Raw genomic sequence first — 24,272 nt, 5'->3', positions numbered from 1 at the left:
GAGGCGTCTCAGGTCAAGCCAAGCTCGGATTTTCATATTGACTGCGTAGACATTGCTGAATCGCTTATTCAGTTTTGCTCTCTGCAATCCCTACTCAGTCCAGGCCCAGTTCTGAACGTATCGCGGCGTTATCCGCTCCCAGTGCCGGCGCAGGACGAGGATCTTCCCAGTCACAGTCGCTCATCTTCAGCGGGCAGGCGTATTGCATATAGTCACCGGCTTCAGGGTGGCTGGATTCCACAACCATGCCGCGGGCTGCTACGTGAGGCTCTTTAAGTGCTTCGTCGATGCGTAGTACCGGAGTAGTGCAGGCATCGGTTTTGGCAAAGACTTCGGTCCAGTGCGTCAGATCATGTTGTGCGATGATGGCTGCAACTTCAGCTTTAGCTGCCTTGCCGGCTTTGCCTGGCAGGTGACCCTTGTCGTACAGATCCGGCCGCTCGATAGCGTCGCAGACGTTGCGCCAGAATTTCATTTCAACCGCGCCAACTGCCAGATGGCGGCCGTCGGCGGTTTCATAGATGCTGTAGCAGGCCAGCCCGCCGGAGAGAAAATCTTCGCCGCGGTGGATCGACTGGTGCCCGCTCTGTTGCCAGGCGGTGGTGGCGATGATGTTGAGTGACATCAGGCAGTCGGCCATAGCGATATCGACATGGCGACCTTTACCGTTGCGCTGGGCATCAAACAGGGCGGCCAGAATACCGGTTGCTGCAGACATGGAGCCGCCAGCCAGATCGGCGATCGGGAAGTTGCCCTGTGCCGGTGACGCATCGGCCATACCACTTTGCTCCAGCACGCCGGCTAATGACTGATAATTAATGTCGTGGCCCGCGGCCTGAGAAAGCGGGCCTTCCTGGCCGTAGCCGGTAATAGAGCAGTAAACCAGCTTAGGATTTATATCGTTCATCGCCGCATAGCCGATGCCGAGACGCTCGGTGACGCCGGGACGGAAGCCTTCAACCAGCACGTCGGCGGTGGCGACCAGTTTCTTAAGCAGGTCCAGTCCCTCATCCGAACGCAGGTCCACTTCCAGCGAGCGTTTGTTACGGTTGAGCATCAGGAACATGGTGGAGAATTTACCTTTGCCGCCACGAACCGGATCACCCAGACCCGGAGGCTCGACTTTGATCACATCGGCGCCCATATCAGCGAGGTGCAAGGTGCACATAGGGCCCGGCAGCAGTTGGGTCAGGTCCAGAACCCGTACGCCAGAAAGAGGTTTATTTTGTGTCATGTTCAAATCCTTAACTAAGCCTTTAATACAAGCTCTTACTTATTGTTCTGAATAAAGTCCGAAGGGCTGTTTACGGCCTGTTGGTATTCCTGGCCCATACGCTGAACCAGTTCGCTTATGCTGGGAATATCGTCGATGGCGCCGATCCCTTGTCCGGCAGCCCAGATCTCTTTCCAGGCTTTGGCCTGTTTTGGCGGCGGTGGGGCATCGAGATCGGTAAACAGATCTTTTTTTCCGCCTTGCTTGTCGGCAGCTGATCCCTTGTCGATCTGACCTGTTTCCAATAGATCAGGGTCTATACCGCTGGCAACGATGCTGTTACGCAGATAGTTGGCCGCAATACCACTGAAAGCCGGGGTGTAGACGATATCGCTGCTGCCATCGGCAACCAGCATCGCCTTGTGTTCTGGCTGCGCTGCAGCTTCCCTGGTGGCGATAAAACGGGTTCCCATATAGGCAAAATCGGCTCCCATCAGCTCGGCTGCGCGGATACTGCTGCCGTCTGATATTGCACCGGCCAGAGCAATGGGGCCCTGCCAGAATTTCCGTACCTCACGCAGGAAGGCAAAAGGCGAAAGCATACCGCCGTGGCCACCGGCGCCTGCACAGACCAGGATCAGGCCGTCGACGCCGCAGGCAATCGCCTTACGGGCATGCTCGATGCTGATGACGTCGTGAAATACCAGACCACCGTAAGCCTGTACCCGCCGTGCAACTTCGTCGGGTTTACCCACAGAGGTGACGACTAAAGGCACCCGATGCGCTACCACCGTATCCAGATCAGCCTGTTGGCGATCGTTAGATCGGTGCAGAATCAGGTTGACCCCAAAAGGAGCTGAAGGGAGTTCTGGCTTCGCTTCATCATAGTCGGCGAGAGCGGACTTGATGTTGACGATCCAGTCTGCCAGCTCGGCTGCAGGCCGGGCGTTAAGCGCCGGAAAACAACCGGCGATGCCATTTTTGCACTGCGCGATGACCAGTTCCGGGCCACTGGCCAGAAACATCGGCGCGCCAATGATCGGTAGTTGCAGTCGTCCCTTAAAAAGTTCAGGTATAGCCATCTGAGTACTCCTCGGATACAGACACAGACCCGCGGGCAGGTCAGTGTCTGATTCCGGTTAACCGTTGTTTTCTGTTAAGTAGATGGAATAACCGGGTTTTTGCCGTAGAAAGTCTTGTTATCGGCGACCATATCGCGCAGCATCTGCGGGATTGCGAAGCGCTTAGTGTCGTAAGCTGCCGCCAGACGATCACATTCGCTGACCACCTGCGCAATGCCACGGGTATCCATCGCCGCAAAAGGCCCGCCCATATAGAGTGGGAAACCGACACCGAAACAGGCTCCGACATCGCCATCAGCGGGATCAGTCAGTACATTATCCGCCAGGCAGTTGGCCGCATCGGCAAACTGGGAATGAACCATTCGTGCCTGCAGCTCTTCCTCTGACGGCTGCTGCTCGTCCGGCAGGCGTGGCCAGAGATCAGCCAGCTGCGGCCAGAGACGCTTCGAACCATCTTCAGCATAGTCGTAGAAACCTTTACCGTTTTTGCGGCCGTGGCGTTCATGCTCGGTAACCAGACGGGTGATGATCGGTACTGAAGAGCCTGCTTCAAACTCATCACCAAGATCCGCGCGCGCCTGTTCGGCACCTTTATAAGCCAGATCAAGGCCCACTTCATCGGAGATCGACAGCGGTCCGACCGGATAGCCAAGGTGACGGGCTGCGTTCTCGATCAGGGCCGGATTGATCCCCTCGGCAACCATTGTTACGCCTTCGTTGAGGAATGCGCCAAAGAAGCGACTGGTGAAGAATCCACGGCTGTCGTTAACCAGAATCGGCGTTTTGAACAGCTGGGCCACAAAATCGAGGGCATACGCCAGGGTCTGATCGGAGGTCTGCTCACCACGGATCACCTCGACCAGCGGCATATGCTCTACCGGCGAGAAGAAGTGCAGGCCGACCATGTTCTGTGGTCGATTGGTGGTCTCGGCCAGGCCGGTAACCGGCAGGGCTGAAGTATTAGTCGCCAGTACGGCGTTCTCTGGCATTGCAGCTTCGGCTTTAGCGAATACTTCGGCTTTCACACCACGATCCTCAAATACCGCTTCAACGATCAGCGTCACATCACTTAACTGATTGTAATCAGTCGTCGCGTTAATGCGTGCCAGAACAGTGTCCATTTTTTCCTGGGTGGTACGACCACGGCCCAGATCCTTTTGCAGGCGAGTCGTTGAATAGTCCTTGCCCTTATCGGCAGCGGCCTGATCACGGTCGATCAGTACCACTTCCATACCTGCTTTGGCAGCGCTGTAGGCAATGCCCGCGCCCATCAAACCTGCGCCCAGTACGCCGATCTTGCTATGGCTGCACTTTTCGATGCCCTGTGGCCGGCGAATCAGATTGTCAGCCTTTGTTTTATTAATAAAGGCGGTACGCACCATGTTGCCGGCAACCGGATCAAGGTTGAGCTGAACAAAGTATTTGCACTCAACCTGTAGTGCTTTATCCATCGGCAGCTGCATACCTTCATACAGGCATGAAGTGATCGCCAGCGGTGCCGGCATATTCTGGTACGTGGTTGCTTGCAGGCTGGCGGCGGTACCCATGAACAGCTGGGCTAATTCTGGCTGCATCGGGCTGTTACCACCTGGGATACGGTAACCTTTGCAATCCCATGGTTGTTCCGCAGTAGCGGATTCTAATAACCATGTCTTCGCTACACTGAGCAACTCTTCGGCGCTGGCCAGTTGATCAAGCAGGCCCAGTTCAAGGGCTTTAGCCGCTTTCAACTGACGGCCCTGTAACAGCAGTGGCAGCGCTTTGGCAACGCCCAGCTTGCGCAGGTAACGCTGTGTGCCGCCTGCACCTGGTAACAGGCCGACACCGATCTCCGGCAGGCCAACCATCATCTTACGGCTGTCTACCGCGACGCGGTGGTGGCAGGCCAGGGCGATCTCAAAACCGCCACCCAGCGCCGCACCGTTGAGTGCTGCAACAACCGGCTTGCCGGAAGTTTCCATACGGCGCAGCAGGCTGGAAAATGCCCAGCATTTATCAAACAGTTCTTTGGCGTCCTGGGGTTCGGTCAGAGAGGTTTCCAGCGACTTCAGGTCCGCTCCGGCAACAAAGGAGCTCTTTGCCGATGTCAGAATAATGCCTTTGACTGCAGCCTCGTTGAAGGCGCGGTCCAGATTACTGCGCAGGCTGTCGATGAAATTCTGGTCCATGACATTGGCCGCGGAGTCGGGCTGGTCAATGGTCAGTGTGCAGATACCGTCGCCATCAACGGCGTATTTAAAATAATCGATCATATCCGTTGCTCCCTTAAAGGCGTTCGATGATAGTGGAGGAGGCCATGCCGGCCGCTTCACAGAGGCTAACCATACCGGTGCTCAGGTCCTGGCGTTCCATCTCATCCAGCAGGGTACCGAGGATCATGCCGCCGGTTGCGCCCAGAGGGTGCCCAAGGGCTATTGCGCCGCCATTGACGTTGATGCGATCGTGGGGAATTGATAACTCCTCCATGAATGCCAGCACCACTGAAGAGAACGCTTCGTTCAGTTCCCACAGGTCGATGTCGGCGCTGGTCATACCAGCCTTTGCAAGGGCTTTGGTAGCCGAAGCGGCAGGTCCGTCCAGCATAATGGTTGGCTCAGAGCCGATAGTGACGGCACTGACAATGCGTGCCCGGGGCTTGAGACCCAGCTGCTCGCCGATCGCTTTGTTACCGATCAGTACTGCTGATGCACCGTCGACAATTCCCGAGCTGTTGCCCGCGTGATGGACGTGGTTAATCGCTTCAAACTGAGGGTAGCGCTGCAGCCCGATGGAATCGAAACCGGCCTGGCTGCCCATTTTGGCAAAGGCCGGTGACAGTGCAGCAAGGTTTTCCAGTGTGGTATCGCCGCGCAGGATCTCGTCGCGGTCTAATACCGGCAGGCCAAGCATGTCTTTTACCGGCACGACGGAGCGATCAAAACGACCCTCGTTCCAGGCGACAGCCGCTCTGCGCTGACTCTCCACCGCATACTGATTGCACTGCTCCTGGCTGAAACCATATTTGGTCGCCAGCAGGTCGGCGCTGATACCCTGCATTACAAAGTGGGTTTTAAAGGCGACCTGTGGATCGGTAGCCCAGGCACCGCCATCGGCACCCATCGGCACCCGCGACATACTTTCAACGCCGCCGCCGACAGCAAGATCGGCCATACCTGACATTACTTTTGCCGCAGCAAAGTTGACCGCTTCCAGGCCCGAGCCGCAATAACGATTGATCTGTACGCCGGGTACTGTCTGTGCGTAATCTGCATTGAGGGCGGCGATACGGGCAATATTACCACCTTGCTCGCCGACAGGGACGACGCAACCAAGGATCACATCCTCCACTAAATCGGTGTCGAGCTGATTGCGCTCACGCAATGCCTGTAACATCTGAGTCGCAAGCTGCACTGGTGTTATCTCGTGCAGTGCGCCATCCGGCTTGCCTTTACCACGGGGAGTTCTCACGTGGTCGTAAATATAGGCTTCAGTCATGGCCATATACCCTAAAGTTAATGTTTGCTAATAACAGTTATGCCTTGTAACAAGCGGCCAGTTTGGACGGCCGATAAAAGCAGGCATTGCAGTAAGGCTAACCTGCCGAGTACTATATGCGAACTTTATTTTCTGAATGCGTATCTATTCATAAAACTTATAAAGCAATGCCTAGTCCGGGCGGACGATGTGGGTATTTCGGCTACCGCTACATACTCGAGTGAATCGACCCCCTTTAAGGGCTGAATTAACGGCCCTCTGATCCAATAACAGATGCGCGAGGTAACACAGTATGAGTCCTTCGCTAGGCCGCTTTCTGGCAATAGAGCAAGGCGTTGTTCCCGGTCTTTTTAATTTCTTTATTAATGGCGGTATCGCCTGGTGGCTGAACCGTGAACTGGAGTTCATGCCACTATGGGGCGGCACCAGTATCATCGTCGATACACTGGCGACGGCGCTGTTGCTGCCATTACTGACCTGCCTGATTGTGACACCGATTATCGCGTCTCAGATGCGTCGCGGTAAGCTTGCGCCGCTGCCTGTTGCTATGCAGGAAAGGGCTTGTTTACCATCGGATTCAAGTCTGAAACGTGGTCTTATTGCCGGCATTATTGGGATGCTGGGAGTGGCCTTGCCGGTACTGGTGTGGTGGAGTTTATACGGCCCCCGGACTCTGGAGCTTTATGACTTCCTTTGGTTTAAGGCGAGTTTTGCTGCCATCCTGGGAGCGGGTATTACAGCACTGATTGCCTGGTGGGCTTTGCTGGATGCGTCCCGGCGGCAAGCTGTCGGCAACGACTATGACAATGTTGCCGAATTGGCACAGAGAGAGGATTGATTATGCGTCAGAAAACCCCCGTGAACGGTCAATCGTATGATTATATTGTCATCGGCGGCGGCTCTGCCGGTTGCGTGATGGCGAACCGACTGAGTGCCGACCCGGAAAATCGGGTTTTACTGCTTGAGGCGGGTAGCAAGGGCGAAGATATGATGACCCGTATGCCTGCCGGCTGGGGGCTGATCACTCAGAGCCCGAAATACAGTGCGCTGTACAGCTCTGAACCTGAAACGAATACCGCCGGTCGTGAACATGTGTTGCCGCGGGGCCGTATGTTGGGGGGCTGTTCGACGGTCAATGGCATGCTCTATGTCCGTGGCCAGCATGAGGATTACGATGACTGGGAGCGCGCCGGTGCGACTGGCTGGGGCTGGGATCAGGTGCTGCCCTATTTTAAACGTTCTGAGGACCAGCGTTTTCATACAAAGTCCCCGCTGCACGGCACTGGCGGTCCGCTGGTGGTGTCTGATCTGGCGGATAAGCATCCGGTGAGTGAGTCGATTATCCGTGGCTTTGTCGAGGCGGGGTATCCGGCTAATGATGACTTCAATGGAGAGACTCAGGAGGGCAGCGGCTATTTTCAGGTCACTATGCGTGATGGTCAGCGCTGCTCAACCTATCACGCCTTTCTTCAACCAGTACTCGAGCGTATAAATCTGGATGTGGTGGTGGGTGCTGAAGTGGACCGCGTAAGTATTCAGAATGGCCGTGCCAGCGGTGTGACTTATCAGCTTAAAGGAAAAAAATATGAAGCTGTTGCCTGTCATGAGGTGGTGCTCTGTGCCGGTGCGATCGATTCGCCCGGAGTACTGATGCGATCCGGAATTGGTCCGGGTAAAGCGCTGTCAGATCTTGGCATCCCGGTGTTGGTGGACAAACCGGAAGTTGGTGCCAATCTGCAAGACCATTTTATTGTACCTATGATGTGGCAGCTTAAAGACGGCGTGCCAAGTCTGAACAATCGTTTGCAGGGCTTTGGTGTGTTACGGGAAGTGCTGCGTTACTTCGTTTCACGCCGTGGTGCTATGACATTGCCGGGCGCTGAAGTCGGGGCCTTTGTTAAAGGTTCGGCCGACGCGACAAGGCCGGAGATCCAGTTCCACTGCCTGCCGGTTACCGGCGAACCTGGGGTCAAGAAGCCACACGCTGAGCCGGGTCTGACGCTGGCACCTTGCGTGTTGCGTCCGCAGGCCCGTGGTCGGGTGCATCTGCGTGATGCTGATCCCGCCTCGGCCCCGCGCTTTGAACTCAATTATCTGTCTACTGATAAGGATGTCAGTCTGACACTAGCCGGGATGAAGATCGCCCGTAACGTAGCCTCTCAACCAGCGCTTGCGGGCCTGATCGCAAAGGAACGGTTACCAGGCAGTGATCATGCCAGCGAAACCCAGATGCTGGATTTCGCCGCCAGGGTGGGCTCGACGGTGCATCATCCGGTAGGTACCTGCCGCATGGGCAGCGACGATGACTCTGTTGTTGATCCGGAACTGCGGGTGCGCGGCGTTACAGGACTGCGGGTGGTTGATGCTTCCGTGATGCCGAGCCTTGTCTCAGGCAATACCAACGCGCCGGTAATCATGATCGCTGAACGTGCCGCCGATATGATACTCGATGCTAAGCGATCAGCCGCGCCGGAAATAAGTAAGGCTGCAGGTTAGAAAAACATTACGCAGCGTAGTGCTTAATGCGTTGCGGAATCTGCTAACCGCTTAATTGACTAGTGATTCCATTATAAGGCTTGTGAATAGATATTCATTCAGTAAATAAAGTTCGAATATAGTACCCGACAGGTTAGCCTTGTTGAAACAGTGATTTTTTCGGTCATTCAACTGCCCGAAACGATTTATTAACACGGACTACACAGAAAGAAGCGGAGTAACAATGAACAATAACAACGTACTGTGCCGCACCGAAGGACGCGTGCTTTACATCACCATCAACCGTCCTGATCGGATGAATGCGATCGACACTTCGACTAATCATCAGCTCGAAGAGGCATTGAACCACTACGCCGCTGACGATTCATTGTGGGTTGCGGTGATCCGTGGTGCGGGTGATAAGGCATTTTCCGCTGGCGGCGACATCAAGGCGATGAATGAAGCGGCTAACGGCGGCGAAGAATATCGCGTACCGGAAACCGGTTACGGGGGCCTGACCAGCCGTTTCAATCTGGATAAGCCGGTGATCGCGGCGGTCAATGGTCTGGCTATGGGCGGTGGTTTTGAAATTGCGCTGGCAGCCGATCTGGTAATCGCCGCCGATCATGCGACATTTGGTCTGCCGGAGCCGCTGATCGGCGTGGTAGCCTATGCCGGTGGTATGCACCGTCTGCCACGGGAGATCGGCATGAAACGGGCAAACCAGATGCTGCTGGCTTGCGAAACGATCGACGCGGCAAAGGCTCTCGACTGGGGGTTGGTGAATGAGGTAGTTAGCACGGCTGAGCTGGATGTTGCAGTCGAGCGTTGGGTGAAGCGTCTTCTTAAAGCAGCACCACTGGCTGTCCAGGCGACTAAGCAGTGCGTACAGCGCGGCATGTCGCAGGATATCGAAAGCGCCATCGCTGGCCAGGAAGACGGCAGTTATCCGGCCCTGGAACAGATGCGTAACAGTAAAGACATTCTGGAAGGGATAACCGCCTTTGCTGGTAAGCGCGCGCCTGAATGGTGTGGACAGTAAAAGTCATAATAAAAAATATTTATCTGGAGATAGACTGATGAACAGATTTAATCGCTTGCTCATGACCAGCCTGATGGTGGCTGGCCTGGCGAGCAATGCTGTCGCAGCTGAGCGCCCCAATATTCTGGTGATCATGGCCGACGATGTAGGCCCAACCAACGTTGGTGCATACAGTCATGGAATTATGGCGCCAACGCCGAACCTGAACCGTATCGCTAAAGAGGGCATGCTGTTTACTGATCACTATGCAGAGCCGACCTGTACTGCGGGCCGGGCCTCTTTCATTACCGGCCAGAAACCGATTCGCACCGGCCTTACTACGGTAGGCCTGCCCGGCTCTCTTCTGGGGATCGACGAGCGTGACCCGACCCTGGCTGAAGTGTTGAAACCGCTGGGTTATAAAACCGCCCAGATCGGTAAGAACCATCTCGGCGACCAGGATCACCACCTGCCGACCAACCATGGTTTCGATGAGTTTTTCGGCAACCTGTATCACCTGAATGCTGAAGAAGAGCCGGAGCAGCTGGATTATCCTACTGAGCTGCTGACTAAGTACAAACCGCGTGGTGTAATTGATTCCAAGGCGGGGCCGGATGGTTTTATCAAAGATACCGGGCCACTGACCCGTAAGCGGATGGAGACTATCGATGAAGAGTTTACCGCCCGCAGTGTGAAGTTTATGGAGCAGTCTGTAGAAGAGGATAAACCGTTCTTCCTGTGGCATAACCCGTCCCGTATCCACATCTATACCCACTCCCTGCCGAAGTATATTAAGCGTATAGCAGAGTTCTCATCCGAGGAAGATATCGCCGGTGCCGGTGTGCTGGAGCTGGATGACCACGTCGGCATACTGCTGGACAAGCTGGATAAGCTGGGTATCGCAGATAATACTATTGTGATCTTTACCTCCGATAACGGCCCGATGGCCTATCACTTCCCTGATGCCGGTATCACACCTTACCGTGGTGAGAAAGCAACCACCTGGGAAGGCGGTGTCCGGGTGCCGATGCTGCTGCGCTGGCCGGATAAAATTGAAGCCGGCTCAGTATCAAATGGTATCCAGAGCCATATGGACCTGTTCACTACACTGGCCGCTGCGGCAGGTGTGAAGGATGTTGCTGCTGAGCTGAAGGAGAAAGATAAGGTGCATATCGACGGTGTCGATAACCTGGCGCACTGGCAGGGCAAGGCGGACTCATCCCGCGAAAGCTTTATCTACTACAACGAAGGCACCCTGGCAGCGGTACGCTGGAAGCAGTGGAAAGTCCACGCCCAGGAACGTAGTGGCTTCTTTGATTACTTCCGCCAGAGCGCGCTGCTGTTCAACCTGCGGATGGACCCGTTCGAGCAGCATGACGGCCTTTATGCCAATATGCTGGCCCAGAAGAAAGCCTGGATCGGCGGTATTCTGCGCGACATTATGACTGAGCATGTCACTTCACTGCATCAGTTCCCGCCACGTCAGAAAGGTGGCTCACTGCGCGGCGGCATGGAGCTGGTTGAATAAAATAGAGATCAGGCTTTTGCAGAAGCCTCGTACTGCAAACAGGTGATGTCACTGATAGCCTGACAGGTAAAGTGAAAGGACGCTGGGCGTAAGCCCCGCGTCCTTTCTCGTTTTATGATGGAGAAGATGCGATGCAGTTCACCTTTACTGAAGAACAGCTGATGATCCGCGATACTGCTGCAGCTTTTTTAGCCGAAGTGTCGGATAGTGCAGCGATACGCCAGGCGATGGCTACCGAGCTGGGTTATGAGCTACAGCTGTGGCAACGGATCTGCGACGAGATGTACTGGCAGGCGATCCATATCCCCGAGGAATATGGTGGCATGGGTCTGGGCCAGGTTGAACTGGTGGCGATGCTGGAGCAGATGGGCCGCTACCTGTTGTGTTCACCGTTCTTCTCCACCGTTTGCCTGGCGGGCAACGCTCTGCTGGTGGCAGGCAGTGAAGCGCAAAAGAGCCGTTACCTGCCACAGATCTGTGACGGCAGCCTGACCGGTACTCTTGCTTATACTGGTCGCGTTGGCGGCCAGTGTGACAGGAATATTTGGGGGGCAGGGGGCGTAACAGCGACTTGGGTAAAAGAGGGAGATAACTACCTGCTTAACGGTACACTGCGTTTTGTACCCGATGGCCAAACCGCCGGGCTGTTGATTATTGCGGCGCGCAGTCCCGGTTCCATCGGAGAGGAAGGGATCAGCCTGTTTATCGTTCCTGCGGATACTGCGGGTGTTGAGCGCAACGGATTACCGACTATGGACCAGACCCGCAAACAGGGTGAAGTGGTTCTGAACAATGTATCGCTGCCCGCAGCTGCGCTGATGGGAGAACAGGCCTGTGAAGCGGGGCAGGCCTGGACAAAGTTGGCCCAGATTATCGATCTGGCAACGGTGGCGGTTGCCGCCGAGCAGATGGGTGGCAGCCAGCAGTTACTGGATATGACCGTTAAATATACTAAAGAGCGGGTCCAGTTTAATCGCTCCATAGCCAGTTTCCAGGCGATCAAGCATAAAGCGGCAGACATGATGCAACGGGCAGAAGTAGCCCGCTCTGCGGTCTATTACGCCGCCTGTGTGGCTGAAGAGGCGATGACCGGTGGTGCGCTGGCGGGCGAGCTGGCGGAAGCCGCGTCCATCGCTAAATCTTACTGTAGCGATGCCTATTGTAAGAACGCCGGAGAGTCGATGCAGATGCACGGCGGTATCGGTTTTACCTGGGAATACGACGTGCATCTCTATTTCAAACGGGCCAAAGCGTCGGATCTGTTTCTGGGAAATGGTGCGTTCCACCGTGAGCGTCTGGCGCAGCTGTTACTGGATTAAGGCGAGGGTATAACCATGAAATTAAGCTTTAGTGCTGCAGATGAAACGTTTCGGGCTGAGATCGCCGGCTGGTTGCAGGACAATCTGACAGGCGAGTTTGCCCAACTGAAAGGTCGTGGCGGGCCCGGTGATGAACATATGTTTCACCGGGAGCGGGTAGCCTGGGAACAAAAACTGGCAGAAGGTGGTTGGACCTGTGTCGGCTGGCCTGCTGAACAGGGCGGACGTAACTTGTCCATTGAACAACAGGTAATCTTCTTTGAAGAGTACGCCAGGGCGCGGGCGCCGGGCCGTGTCGGCCATATCGGCGAAGGTCTGGCGGGGCCGACTATTATCGCCTTCGGCAGCGAACAACAGAAGCAGAAATACCTGCCGGGTATCCTTAACGGCACCGAATACTGGTGCCAGGGTTACTCCGAACCCGGGGCAGGTTCCGATCTGGCCAACGTAAAAACCAAAGCGCGGTTTGACGAGGCCCGGGGCAAGTGGATTATTAACGGTCAGAAGGTCTGGACGTCACTGGCCCATGAGTCCGATTACTGCTTTGTGGTGGCACGTACCGATCCTGATTCCACTGCTCATAAAGGTCTGGGTTTCTTTCTGCTGAAGATGGCTCAGCCCGGGATAGAGGTGCGCCCGATCGAGCAGGTTACCGGTACCTCTGAATTTAACGAGGTATTCTTTGATGACGCCGAGTGTGATGCCGGTGATATTGTCGGAAAGCCCGGCGAAGGCTGGCAGGTCGCCATGGGCCTGCTCGGCTTCGAACGTGGTGTTTCGACGCTGGGTCAGCAGATGTCATTTCAGAATGAACTGGATCAGATCATCGATATCGCCAAGCGCAATGGTGCGGCGAAAGATCCTGTTCTGCGTCAGCGTCTGGCCAAGGCACATGCTGAACTGAAGATCATGCGCTATAACGCAATGCGGATGCTTTCAGGTCAGAAGCGCAATGGTGATCTGGGCAGAGAGGGGTTGATCTACAAATTGTTCTGGGCAACCTGGCATCGCAGTCTAGGTGAGCTGGCAATGGATGTGCTGGGGCCGGAAAGCCAGATCCTTGATGGCGAACCTTATGAGCTGAATCGATTACAGTCGATGTATCTGTTCGTGCGCTCCGATACGATCTATGGCGGTACCAACCAGATTCAGCGAAATATCATAGCCGAACGCGGGCTGGATATGCCGAAAGAACCGAAGATCAGGCTTAAGTAACCCTGTAAGCAGATGATCTTGCAGGGGTATTTTCAGGTACAGTGATTCGGTTAAAAAAAACTGTTCAAAATGACCGGATTTACCGGCAGATATAGCGTTGTCATCTATACTGAATACAGAGGCGTAAGATTAGTCTCGGAAGGCTCAGAAAGCACATTGGTTAGATTAGATAGTGTGTCTGGGCCTTTTTAATGCCTGCTTAAAATTGCTTTGTTGCTGTTGCTTCATCTTTATAGATTCATTGTTACTGGTTCATAGTTGGACGCGTTTTCAGGGTCCTTCTTCACAGCTCTATACATATTCTGGACTGGCCTCTCGGTCATAGCTTGATGCAATTTGCCTCATCTGTGGCGAATTGCTACACTTTTGTCAGCATTAAGGAGATATCTATGAGCACTTCGAGTATTCGTTTAGATCAGGAACTGGTCGAGAAAGCCGCCATCATGGCGAAAGCATTAAACCGAACAACGCCTAAGCAGATTGAACACTGGGCTAAGATAGGTGAAATGATGGAAGACAATCCTGATCTGCCCTACCAGTTTGTTAAGCAGGCTATCATCGCTAAAGCTGAGAAAGAGGCTGGTAAATTAGAGAGTTACGAGTTTGGCTAAAATTGGTCAGGTGGTTCAGACCCCTACGTTCAGAAAGGCAGTCAAAAATCTGCATGCCAATCAGAAAAAGGATCTGGATGATGCTGTCAGAGCATTGATGACAGATCCGCAGCTCGGGGAGCAGAAAAAAGGCGATCTATCCTTTCTTCGCGTATACAAGTTCAAAATGGTGAAGCAACTGACTTTGCTTGGCTATAGCTACGAAGATGGAACTATTGTCCTGGAGCTCATAGCGCTGGGCTCCCATGAAAACTTTTATCGCGATATTAAACGGGATTGAAATGTGTCAGGGCGGCTCATCAGCAATGCAATGTAGTGCTGTCATATCCAATATAGTAGGCAACGTCTGGTAAGTAACGTTCCTAGCCAAAGAAGCAGGCATGGGCATCTTCAGTAATAAGGCTAATAAAATCCTCGATATGTTTAACCTTTGGCTCAGGTTTATAGCTATGCCATTTCATATCCTGACGCTGCCAGTAAACCTTCCAGATTTTTTCTTTTTTTGAATAAGTTGCTTTAGCCACCGCGGATTCCATTTTGTTGGCCGGGTCATCCCATTGTGGTCTTATTTCGAAAATCTCTACACTCTGGTTATCGATACGGTAGCCGAGATCGAGTTGATCACGCATATGAGCTGGAGGCCTTGTTTCAGCCAAAAATTTATCCAGCTCTTTTTCACATCGCTTTATTTCAAATTCGCTGATTGTCATTAACATTCCATAGATCAGGTTAAGTAAAACACCGCACAATCGTAATGTCGTCAGGTTATACGGGTCAGGATAGTAACGTTTGCTACTAACTTAGCTGTTACTACTTCAGGCGCTCTATAGAAAAAAATCGGGATCAGAGCTTTGTTGAAACTCTTCAGAGAATATTGCTATTGATTCATCAGGTACCAATCCACGTCTGCGCATTAGCAGCATTTGTATAACTGCTTTTGACCGGCTTTGGTCGTCAAAAATTTGAGCTAGCTCTTTATTCGTATCATGCACAAGTTCGTATACATTTAGAAAACGCTGGTGATGACTGGCTGAGTCATCTGAAATCGATTTTTGATATTCTATAAGCGCTTCCTGGCAGCATTTGTCTAATGCTGCTTCTTTAATTTTCTTGAATTTTTTCCAATCAGATTCTTTCATTTTTCTATACCCGGAGCTAATCCCGCATCTGGCAATAGGGGCCATTGAATGACCTGTACCCATCAGAGTATATGACGACGTGTTTGTTGGAAACTCTGATTCTATGTGTCGCTGATAATGGGGGCTTTTTAGTCGCTCTTTATAGGTCGTTAAGAATCTCAATATCTTGCTGCTCTGCATCAAACTGAGCTAACAAGTCTTTAAGCCTGGTTTTGTTTTGGGTTATGGCTTCAGGGGCTGTGAGCAGGCTATCCAAAAACATTGCAATGATCTGCTCACTCAAAAATCGTTGCCGTTCAATGGCCATGAAATCGCTGTCGGGCACCGCAAAGGTGCAGGGCATGGGCGCGGAGTAGGGGCCGATCCCCCGATCCGGATCACTTTGTTTCAGAATATCGTAAAAGCTTTCCCCCTCATCTTTCTCAAACAGTGCACCCGCCAGCCAGCAAGGTAGATTGTCAGGGTTAAAAAAATAACTGGAGCGGCCGCTGTATCCCAGGTGTGTGCCGCCCGAGTACTCAACCAGAATCTTCGGCGCCGTAGATTGAGCAAAGGCATTAACACTGGTTGATCGGTAATCCACAAGCAGGTCATGGGTGCCGTGTAACAGCAGCATAGGAACCGGGCTATTTGCGTAAAAGTCAGGTGTCAGAAAGTCACCGCCTGCTGCCGCCATCAGCACCGCCGCTTTAACCCTTGAATCAGATAGATGACGATCATAGACGGTAAGGTATGTGGTTAAACCACCAAAAGAGTGCCCGGCAAGGGCAATGCGTTCAGGATTTATGGCATCAACCACCGCCTTATCAATGCCTGCAACCTGCCCCAGTGCCGCATCGATCACCAGACTAACATCGCCAGGCTGATTGGGCAGGTCATTACGGTCAATGGCGTCTAAGTCATCACGGTTGGTAAATGGGAACTTCAGGGCAGCAACTACATAGCCTCGCTCAGCCATATAATTTGCCAGCCAGGTGCCTTCCTTTGGTAAACCACCAAGGCCATGGGCAAAGATGAGAAACGGCATGCTGCTTGTTTGTGACAGTTGTGAAGGGTGCCACAACTGAACATCGATAATCCGCTGCCGGCTTTCATCTTTGAGCAGGATGCCGGTCTGATGTGTCAGCCGTTGTTCAGCATGGGTAATCGTCGACTCATTACACCCGGTCATAAACAACAGAGCCAGAATTATCGTTATATAGCGAAGGTGCAGCATGCCGTTCTCCATGTTTTTTAAGCAGATGCCTTTGTTGTGCTGAGCTGGGCAGTGTTGGGCTTCGCTACGCTCAGACCAACCTACAGGATTTTACCGCGAGAAGTAGGTTGGTCTGAGCAACGCGAAGCCCAACATCTATCTTTTGAAGGTGCTTACTATATATCCAGTTATCCAGCCGTAGCTTGAAAGCATATGCATGTTTGTTGGATTAGTTTCGGGCAGCACCCTGTGTTGGGCTTCGCTACGCTCAGACCAACCTACGGATCAATCTACAGGCATTCAGAACTCTGTGTTGGGCTTCGCTATGCTCAAACCAACCTACGGATCAATCTACAGGCATTCAGAACTCTGTGTTGGGCTTCGCTATGCTCAAACCAACCTACGGATCAATCTACAGGCATTCAGAACTCTGTGTTGGGCTTCGCTACGCTCAGACCAACCTACAGGATCAATCTACTGGCGTTCAGCCCGATGAGTAGGTTGGGCTTCGCTACGCTCAGACCAACCTACAGGATCAAACTACTTGCAGTCAGCCCGATGAGTAGGTTGGGCTTCGCTACGCTCAGACCAACCTACAGGATCAATCTACTGGCATTCAGCCCGATGAGTAGGTTGGGCTTCGCTACGCTCAGACCAACCTACAGGATCAATCTACTGGCGTTCAGCCCGATGAGTAGGTTGGGCTTCGCTACACTCAGACCAACCTACAGGATCAATTTACTGGCATTCAGCCCGATGAGTAGGTTGGTCTGAGCAACGCGAAGCCCAACATTTTCTGACCAGCCTACTGGTCCAAACTAGTGCAATTTCAGGTCCTGTTGTAGCCGCTGAATCATCTGTTCCAGCTGCGGATCAGGCGGTGAAATATGGCGCAGGTCATTGGCGTATAGCAGGGCTTTCTGCAGCTGTTGATCGCGCAGGGTGGCATCGAGCAGGGCGCGTAGCACCTCGGCGTTGGCCGGAAACAGTTCGCGGGCCTTTTCCAGTTGTTTGAGTCCTGCCTGTTTTTGCCCGTTACTGCGCAGGGCTACGCCGTAAATATACCGGTAGCGCGGGTTCTCCGGCGCGGCGGCCACGGCGGCGGCGAAGCTTTTTTGAGCCTGTGTTGCCTGTTGCTGGCGTATCCTGGCAAAACCTTGTGCCATCAGTAGTCCGGCATCATTCGGTAGCGTGACAAGTCCTTCCTGCAATGTCGCCATGGATCTCTTTTCATGACCTGATTGGCGGTAGAGATCAGCCAGGTTTGCCCAGGCCGGGCTGAATCTATTATCCAGCCGGATCGCCTTACGGTAAGCCTGTTCGGCCTCTTTAAGTCGGTTCTGCTGGCGCAGCAGGTTGCCCAGGTTGAGGTGGGATTCCGGTCTTTCGGCATTGAACAGCTGGGCTTGTCGGAACTCTTCCAGCGCTTTTGTGTGTCGTTGGCGGTCTGCTGCTGGTAGTTGCTCTACAGGAATAGCGGCCAGTAAGCGGGCGGCTTCGATGCGGACTCTTTTTAACGGATCGCTTAGCAGGGGCGGTAGCAGGGCCAGCCGGTCACCGCCGGACAGTGACTCAGTGGCAGACAGGGCTGCCTTGCGAATCATGGCATTGTCGTCTTTCAGCGCGCTGACCAGCACCGGAAAAGAGGTCTGGCTGAGGTAGGGCGGCAGCAGTTGCAGTGCGCTTGCCCTGGCGATGGCCGGCTGTTGCTGGTTTTCGATCAGGCTGATAAGGCCTTGTTCGGCATCCAACTCACCACTGCGTCCGGCATGGAGTATTTCGGCATAGGTTTGCAGGCCCCGGGCGTCGCGCCCAAGCCAGCTTTGGATCGCCGTGGCGGCCCATTGGTCGGTCTGTTTTTGGTGGCAGTTACGACAGGCGTTGGGGGTGCCCAGCGCCACGGACAGGTCGGGGCGCGGCACCCGTAGACTGTGGTCGCGGCGCGGATCAACCACCATGTAATTTTTGTTGGGCATGTGGCAGTCGAGACAGTCTGGATTTTTGCTTACGGTGGAGGCTTTACTTTGCCCTGTATTAGTTGATGAACTGCTGCCAGGGTGGAAACTATGTTGCGGGCTGTCATAGCCTTCGGGGTTATGACAGAGCGCGCAGACCTGCTGTTTCGGCGCCCGCAGTTTGGCGGAATGGGGGTCGTGACAACTGCTGCAAGTGACACCTTCATGGTACATCCGGCTCTGTATAAAAGAGCCATACTCGAATACCTCATCTTTGATCTGGCCATCACTGTGGTAGAGGCTTTGCCCCAGCAGTTGTACTGCGCGGCTATCTTCTAACGGCGCGCCGGGTTGGTCTTCGGCCAGGGTCAGTCGGCGACTGTGGCAACGGGCGCAGGCTTCAGTATCCTGCTTGTGTGCCAGCTGATTTTCTTCATCTGGAGTCTGGCTGCGGGTGGCAGTGTTGCTGCCCGGTTGCAGGGTCCATTTGGCGCTGGTGGCTGAATTAAGCTGAATCTGCAGGCCTTTATCTGACGTATTGTCAGCGTCGGCTTGTTCTGCCCATTTCAGGTGTTTTTGTGCCGGACCGTGGCAGGCCTCGCAGCCAACGCTGATCTCCGACCAGGTTGTATCAAAACTTTCGGTTTGCGGATCGTAGTTTTTCTTAAGATTGGTGGAGTGGCAGTCGGCGCACATAAAGTTCCAGTTCTGATTCAGTCCGGTCCAGTGTAGTGGGTCTTTGTAGTCGATCGCCTGCTCCGGATAGAGATGAAACCAACTCTGACCGCCAGCGTTTTCTATGCGGCTATCCCAGGCTACCGGCAGTGCCTGGAGTCGGCCGCCATCAAGTTCTACCAGATACTGTTGCAGAGGATCGACACCGAATGTGTACAGCACCAGGTATTCTGTAGGGGTGCCATCGGGGCCGTCGGCTTTGATATAGAACTGGTCGTCACGCTGGAAGAACTGATAGGTGGTGTCGGAATATTGCAGTTCAGAGCCATCGAACTGTCCGAGAACTGTATCCCGGGTGGCGTGTTGCATCGCTAATTTATGGTCTGATCCCTGCCAGCTCTGAAACTGATCAGTATGACAGGTGCGACATTGTTCGCTGCCTACGTAGCCATCTTGCAGCGCTGAGTCAGATGATTGCTTCCCCGCGAATGCAGGCAGGCTGAATAAAAGTACTAACAAGCATGTCAGGGTTACCAGGCAGTGCTGCGGCGCAGATAGTCTCAGTGGCATATACATAGCGCAGCGCTCTCTTGCTCAGGACCCGTTGTAGAATGAAATTAACCTTGGTGCCAGATGCCGATGATAACTTAAGCGGCAGGGCATTACTGCCCTGCCGCTGTTTTTCTGGTGCTTGTTCATAAACACCGTCATATGTCGAATCAGGCTTCGAGCCCGGCATTAAAACCGGTGCGCAGGGCGCCTTCGATATACGCCACTTCGGCGCTGTCACCGATATTGGTAACACTGAAGCCAGCGCTGGTCAGGGTGTCGGTTAAGCGGTTATCCGGCTCTGCTCCAAGCGCCAGAACCACGGAGTCGCTTGGCAGCTTGTGGTTGTTGCCTTCGGCATCGGTATAATGCACCGCTTTATTATCGATTACTTCGACCTGAACCTGCTTTTTAATTTCCACATTGTGCTGGTTAAGCTCGTGTAATACCCGCCAGCGGCGCACGATAGCCAGTTCTGCTCCCAGATCGGAACCCGGCTCGAGGACGCTGACTTTTCGGCCCCGTGCGACCAGGAATTCAGCCAACTCAAGACCGACCAGACCGCCGCCGATGATAGTGACCCGCTTGCCCAGTGGCATCCACAGTTTCGACAGATGCTGCATTGCATCGGTACTGTTTGTGACACCGATCAGGGAGCCTGATTTGAGCATCATGCGCTGGGTCATGCTCAACTTAAGCTTGGCAATATCTTCGCCTTCGCCGGTCATCAGTTTGCGCAGCTCATCGCCGGACCAGACATGTTTCTGATTAGCGCCTGGAATAGCCGGGGCATTACGCAGGGCGCCGGTGGCCAGTATTACCTGATCCGGTGACAGTTCCTTGAGCAGATCGACTGTCGCTTCGGTATTCAGGCGAACGTCGATCGGCAGTTGCTGCACCTGATTGACCAGATAATCCAGCAGGGCACCGTTTTCTGAGTAGGCCAGCGATGCAAAGAACAAAGTACCACCCAGACGCAGACCGCGCTCGAGCAGGGTTACCTTATGACCGCGCAAGGCTGCGGTTCGTGCCGCCTCCATACCGCCAGGTCCGCCGCCGACCACTACGATATGTTTTGGTTGATCTGTAGCGATAAGGTTAATTTCAGACTCATGTCCGGTCAGCGGGTTAGTCGCACATTTTACCCGGTTGTTGATGAATATCTGACTGACACAGGTATAGCAGTAGATACAGGGGCGGATATCCTGCTGCCTGTTTTCGATCAGCTTATTGGGCAGCTCGGGATCGGCCAGCAGTTTGCGGCCCATGGCGATGAAGTCGCACTTGCCATCGGCCAGTGCTTTTTCGGCAACCTCTGGCTCAAGCCGGCCGACGGCGGTGACCGGAATCCTGACCTGCTTGCGGATATCGGCCGCCCACTGCAAAAAACCAGCCGGTTTTTGTACCAGTGGCGCTTCGGTAAATGCGGCGCCGCTGCTTGGGTTGGCATACGCTGATACGCTGAGTGCATTCAGGCCAGCCTGTTCCGCCAGCTTTGAAACTGCGATGGCATCTTCAAGGGTTATACCGCCGGGGGTGCGTAGTTCCTGTGCGTCGAGACGCATCCAGACCGGGTAATCCTGGCCGACGCGCTCACGAATAGCTGCGATCACTTCGAGTAGCAGACGGGCACGGTTTTCCAGTGATCCGCCGTACTGATCATCACGCTTGTTGTAATAAGGGGAAAGGAAGCCGGCGATTATGTAGGTATGGGCGGCGTGAATTTCAACGCCATCAAAACCGGCGCGCTTGGCCCGTTCGGCGGCCGCAGCAAACCATTCGACCATCTGGGCGATATCGTCCAGATCCATCACCCGGATTTTAACTTCGCCGCTGGCGGAACGGATAAATGCACCGATCTCCGCTTTGGTCAGCGAGTTCATCATGTCAGTTTTATGCGCTGGAGGCATTGACGGGACCCACAGCTCACGCCCTTCGGCTATATCGCGCACCGCGGTTTTACCGGCGTGTTGTAGCTGCATAGCGATCTTGGCGCCATGCTTGTGGACCCGGTCGGTCAGCTGTTTCAGGCCGGGAATAAAATCATCGCGGGATACGCCTACCTGATATGGCTCGGCGGTGCCGGCCGGATAAGCGATCGAGCAGACCCCCATCGTTAGCATGCCGGCGCCGCCTTTGGCGCGGGCTTCATAGAACGCCTGGATCCGTTCGCCACAATGGCCATCGGCTTCAGCAAAATTTGATCCCATCGGAGCCATGATGATGCGGTTGCGCAGCTCCATCGAACCGATGCTGCCTTTGGATAGAAGTGTTTGATACTGGGCCATTGGGCGAATCCCTTTGTTGTTATCTTTGGCTTATTAATGCTGACCAGCAGGGCTTAACCCTGCTTGAGGAAGTCCAGACAGGTCCGGTTGAACAGGTCTTCATGTTCTACCTGTACCCAGTGTCCGCAACGGTTGAGCAACAGGAAGCGGGCTTCAGGGACATTGTCGAGGAACTTGAAGGTACCGGCTGGCGGGTTGAAGACATCATTGGTGCCCCAGAAGCCCAGTACCGGGCAGCGCAGCTCGTGCAACCGCTCGGTCATGTTAGGTACCAGCATAGTTGAGAATAGATTCGCCGGTTGTGTAACTGCTACGGCGGCACGTTCTGCCAGGATCTCGTCCTGCAGCTGGGATGCATCATACAGCTGCAGGCTCATCACCTCACGCATCTCAGCGACACCCATCGGGCCGGAACCATAGACTTCAACCATGCGCTTGATACCTTCCATCTGGAAGTAGGTTTCACGTTCTTCAACGCCACCCGGAGCCATCAGGATCAGCTTATCCACAGTTTCAGGGTAGGCCAGCGCCTGCCCCAGTGCGATTGCGCCGCCTAACGAGTTGCCCAATAAAGTGCAGCTTTTAATGTCCAGCTGCTGCAGGAACAGGTTCAGCGCTTCGACGAAGAATTCCAACCGGTATTCGACATCGTCCGGCTTATCGGAGCGGCCAAAACCGGGCAGGTCGAGCACGATGTTGCGGTAGCCCGCCTCACAGAAATGCGGGTAGTTGCCTTTGAAGTTGCTGTAGCCGCTGGCACCGGGGCCGCTGCCGTGTAACCAGAGCACAACCGGGCCTTCACCTTCGTCCAGGTAGTGCAGTTGTAAACCATTACTCAGCTGGGCAAAGCTGCCCGTTGGCAGGGGGAGGTCCTGTTCAGACATGTCGTGACTCCATATTCGTCAGCGCGGCAAAAAGTGACTGCCGGCGGGATGTTTTCTTTTTAGATTGCCTAATCCTCTTATCACTGCCGTTTAACAGCATCGTCCATTCAGACCAGAGCCGGGTTATTGGCAGTTAGAGCCGGTGTTATTGGTAGTTAGTCTTATTGGACGATGTTTGAGCTTGCGCCGTGGCAGAAGATGGGGATAACGAAAAAAAATAGCGGGCCAGTTTATCGGTACCGGAAGCGACAGGAGAGATATCTATGAAGCATGACAATCAGGTGGTTTTTGTAACTGGTGCTGGTCAGGGAATGGGGCAGGCGGTTGTTCAGCACTTTGCTGCGGAAGGTGCCCGGGTGGCGGCGGTTGATATTAATCTTGAAGCCGCGCAGGCCACAGCGGCAGCTTGTGGCGACAACGTTATCGGTCTTGCTTGTGATGTTTCTGATAGTAGCTCGGTGAAAGATGCCATGGCTGAAGTCGAAACGCAGTTCGGCCGCCTGGATGTGGTGGTCAACAACGCCGGTATCGGTTCCGTCGATGCTTTTCTGGATACCCCGGATGAGAACTGGCAGCGGGTGATCGGCGTCAACCTGACCGGTACTTTCCTCTGTTGTCGCGAAGGCGCACGTCTGATGCAAAAGAATGGCGGCGGCGTAATTATCAATGTATCCAGCTCTGCGGTTATGTCCGGTGAAGGTCCGAGTCACTACTGCGCATCCAAGGCGGGTGTTATCGGGCTGACCCGTAGCATCGCCCGTGAGCTGGCGAGTAGCGGTATCCGGGTAAATACTTTAGTACCGGGCCCGACCAATACACCGATGATGGCGGATATTCCTGATGACTGGATGGAGCAGATGGTTGCAGCTATTCCACTGGGTCGCATGTGTGAGCCGGAAGAAGTAGCCCGTGTAGCGTCATTCCTTGCGACTGACGATGCCTCTTTCATCACTGGCCAGAATATCGCTGTTAATGGCGGCATGGTCTTTATCTGAGGGTAGTGGCATGTCACAGCAGTCATTAGAACAACGCATCGATCGGCTGGAGTCGATCGAAGAGATCCGCCAGTTGGCAGGCAGGTACTCCCTGTCACTGGATATGCGGGATATCGATGCCCATGTCGGCCTGTTTGCACCGGATATCCGTGTCGGCCGTGGCAAGACCGGGCGTGAGCACCTTAAAGCCTGGGTCGATGACACCCTGCGCGATCAGTTTACCGGTACTTCCCATCATGTGGGACAGCACATTATTGAGTTTGTCGATGCGGATCACGCGATCGGTGTGGTGTATTCAAAGAACGAGCATGAGACCGGCCCGGAGTGGGTGATCATGCAGATGCTGTACTGGGATGATTATGAGCGGGTTGATGGGCGTTGGTATTTCCGTCGTCGCCTGCCTTGCTACTGGTATGCCACCGACCTGAATAAACCGCCGATCGGAGACATGAAGATGCGCTGGCCGGGTCGCGAACCTTATGAAGGCACCTTCCATGAACTGTTTCCAAGCTGGAAGGCGTTCTGGAGCCAGCGGCCTGATCCTGAGCAGCTGCCTGAAGTTGCTGCGCCGGCATCGCTGGAAACTTTTTTGCAAACCATGCGTGGTGATACGGCCGCCCCGAAAATTCGGGTGCGTTAAGTATGTCTCAGTCA

20 protein-coding genes are annotated in these 24,272 nt (G+C 54.0%); 10 read left to right on the top strand and 10 right to left on the bottom strand.

Features of this window, described 5'->3' with window-relative positions; translation table 11 throughout:
* Nucleotides 1–94 precede the first annotated feature (94 nt).
* From ACQUQM_RS12615 to ACQUQM_RS12600, 4 genes are all read right to left on the bottom strand, one after another.
* Nucleotides 95–1,234 (bottom strand): CaiB/BaiF CoA transferase family protein, encoded by a 1,140-nt coding sequence (locus tag ACQUQM_RS12615; RefSeq protein WP_432470228.1) that lies wholly within the window; start codon nucleotides 1,232–1,234, stop codon nucleotides 95–97.
* A gap of 35 nt (nucleotides 1,235–1,269) precedes the next feature.
* A complete protein-coding gene (locus ACQUQM_RS12610; RefSeq protein ID WP_432470227.1) occupies nucleotides 1,270–2,295 on the bottom strand; it encodes an NAD(P)H-dependent flavin oxidoreductase in 1,026 nt (341 codons plus the stop codon).
* Nucleotides 2,296–2,369: 74 nt separating this feature from the next.
* Nucleotides 2,370–4,547: a 3-hydroxyacyl-CoA dehydrogenase NAD-binding domain-containing protein gene (locus ACQUQM_RS12605; protein ID WP_432470226.1), complete on the bottom strand. Its 2,178-nt coding sequence runs from the start codon at nucleotides 4,545–4,547 to the stop codon at nucleotides 2,370–2,372.
* Nucleotides 4,548–4,560: 13 nt separating this feature from the next.
* Nucleotides 4,561–5,769: an acetyl-CoA C-acetyltransferase gene (locus ACQUQM_RS12600; RefSeq protein WP_432470225.1), complete on the bottom strand. Its 1,209-nt coding sequence runs from the start codon at nucleotides 5,767–5,769 to the stop codon at nucleotides 4,561–4,563.
* A gap of 292 nt (nucleotides 5,770–6,061) precedes the next feature.
* Between ACQUQM_RS12600 and ACQUQM_RS12595 the strand changes: the two genes are divergently transcribed.
* The 8 genes from ACQUQM_RS12595 (at nucleotide 6,062) to ACQUQM_RS12560 (ending at nucleotide 14,218) form a co-directional block, all read left to right on the top strand.
* The gene (locus ACQUQM_RS12595) at nucleotides 6,062–6,607 is read left to right on the top strand and encodes a hypothetical protein (protein WP_432470224.1); all 546 of its coding nucleotides are present in this window, start codon (nucleotides 6,062–6,064) and stop codon (nucleotides 6,605–6,607) included.
* A 2-nt stretch (nucleotides 6,608–6,609) separates the two neighbouring features.
* Nucleotides 6,610–8,265, top strand: coding sequence for a GMC family oxidoreductase (locus ACQUQM_RS12590; RefSeq protein WP_432470223.1), 1,656 nt, complete (start codon nucleotides 6,610–6,612; stop codon nucleotides 8,263–8,265).
* Nucleotides 8,266–8,488: 223 nt separating this feature from the next.
* Nucleotides 8,489–9,286 (top strand): enoyl-CoA hydratase-related protein, encoded by a 798-nt coding sequence (locus tag ACQUQM_RS12585; protein ID WP_432470222.1) that lies wholly within the window; start codon nucleotides 8,489–8,491, stop codon nucleotides 9,284–9,286.
* 37 nt (nucleotides 9,287–9,323) lie between these two features.
* On the top strand, nucleotides 9,324–10,793 hold the full coding sequence (locus tag ACQUQM_RS12580) for an arylsulfatase (RefSeq protein WP_432470221.1): 1,470 nt from the start codon (nucleotides 9,324–9,326) through the stop codon (nucleotides 10,791–10,793).
* Between the two features lie 131 nt (nucleotides 10,794–10,924).
* Nucleotides 10,925–12,112, top strand: a complete 1,188-nt coding sequence (locus ACQUQM_RS12575) for an acyl-CoA dehydrogenase family protein (protein ID WP_432470220.1) — start codon at nucleotides 10,925–10,927, stop codon at nucleotides 12,110–12,112.
* 15 nt (nucleotides 12,113–12,127) lie between these two features.
* Nucleotides 12,128–13,327 carry an acyl-CoA dehydrogenase family protein gene (locus ACQUQM_RS12570; protein WP_432470219.1) on the top strand — a complete coding sequence of 400 codons (1,200 nt, stop codon included), beginning with the start codon at nucleotides 12,128–12,130 and terminating at the stop codon, nucleotides 13,325–13,327.
* Nucleotides 13,328–13,716: 389 nt separating this feature from the next.
* On the top strand, nucleotides 13,717–13,938 hold the full coding sequence (locus ACQUQM_RS12565) for a TA system antitoxin ParD family protein (protein ID WP_432470218.1): 222 nt from the start codon (nucleotides 13,717–13,719) through the stop codon (nucleotides 13,936–13,938).
* Complete coding sequence (locus ACQUQM_RS12560; RefSeq protein ID WP_432470217.1) at nucleotides 13,931–14,218, top strand: type II toxin-antitoxin system RelE/ParE family toxin; 288 nt, start codon at nucleotides 13,931–13,933, stop codon at nucleotides 14,216–14,218. Before ACQUQM_RS12565 ends, ACQUQM_RS12560 begins: the two co-directional genes overlap by 8 nt.
* An 82-nt stretch (nucleotides 14,219–14,300) precedes the next feature.
* On the opposite strand, the gene ACQUQM_RS12555 is transcribed toward ACQUQM_RS12560, so the two are convergent.
* The 6 genes from ACQUQM_RS12555 to ACQUQM_RS12530 form a co-directional block, all read right to left on the bottom strand.
* Complete coding sequence (locus ACQUQM_RS12555; RefSeq protein WP_432470216.1) at nucleotides 14,301–14,648, bottom strand: DUF3024 domain-containing protein; 348 nt, start codon at nucleotides 14,646–14,648, stop codon at nucleotides 14,301–14,303.
* 114 nt (nucleotides 14,649–14,762) lie between these two features.
* Complete coding sequence (locus tag ACQUQM_RS12550) at nucleotides 14,763–15,077, bottom strand: hypothetical protein (protein ID WP_432470215.1); 315 nt, start codon at nucleotides 15,075–15,077, stop codon at nucleotides 14,763–14,765.
* 139 nt (nucleotides 15,078–15,216) lie between these two features.
* A complete protein-coding gene (locus ACQUQM_RS12545; RefSeq protein WP_432470214.1) occupies nucleotides 15,217–16,293 on the bottom strand; it encodes an alpha/beta hydrolase family protein in 1,077 nt (358 codons plus the stop codon).
* Between the two features lie 797 nt (nucleotides 16,294–17,090).
* Nucleotides 17,091–19,472 (bottom strand): multiheme c-type cytochrome, encoded by a 2,382-nt coding sequence (locus ACQUQM_RS12540; RefSeq protein ID WP_432470212.1) that lies wholly within the window; start codon nucleotides 19,470–19,472, stop codon nucleotides 17,091–17,093.
* A gap of 149 nt (nucleotides 19,473–19,621) precedes the next feature.
* Nucleotides 19,622–21,739, bottom strand: a complete 2,118-nt coding sequence (locus tag ACQUQM_RS12535) for an FAD-dependent oxidoreductase (RefSeq protein ID WP_432470211.1) — start codon at nucleotides 21,737–21,739, stop codon at nucleotides 19,622–19,624.
* A 53-nt stretch (nucleotides 21,740–21,792) separates the two neighbouring features.
* Nucleotides 21,793–22,623, bottom strand: coding sequence for an alpha/beta fold hydrolase (locus tag ACQUQM_RS12530; protein WP_432470210.1), 831 nt, complete (start codon nucleotides 22,621–22,623; stop codon nucleotides 21,793–21,795).
* Between the two features lie 263 nt (nucleotides 22,624–22,886).
* On the opposite strand from ACQUQM_RS12530, the gene ACQUQM_RS12525 reads away from it, so the two are divergent.
* Nucleotides 22,887–23,618 carry an SDR family NAD(P)-dependent oxidoreductase gene (locus tag ACQUQM_RS12525; RefSeq protein ID WP_432470208.1) on the top strand — a complete coding sequence of 244 codons (732 nt, stop codon included), beginning with the start codon at nucleotides 22,887–22,889 and terminating at the stop codon, nucleotides 23,616–23,618.
* Between the two features lie 10 nt (nucleotides 23,619–23,628).
* Nucleotides 23,629–24,258, top strand: a complete 630-nt coding sequence (locus ACQUQM_RS12520) for a nuclear transport factor 2 family protein (RefSeq protein WP_432470206.1) — start codon at nucleotides 23,629–23,631, stop codon at nucleotides 24,256–24,258.
* Nucleotides 24,259–24,272 lie beyond the last annotated feature (14 nt).

The organism is Amphritea sp. HPY, from assembly GCF_050870985.1.
Taxonomy (GTDB): Bacteria; Pseudomonadota; Gammaproteobacteria; order Pseudomonadales; family Balneatricaceae; genus Amphritea.
This window is presented reverse-complemented; position numbering and strand designations above follow the sequence as displayed.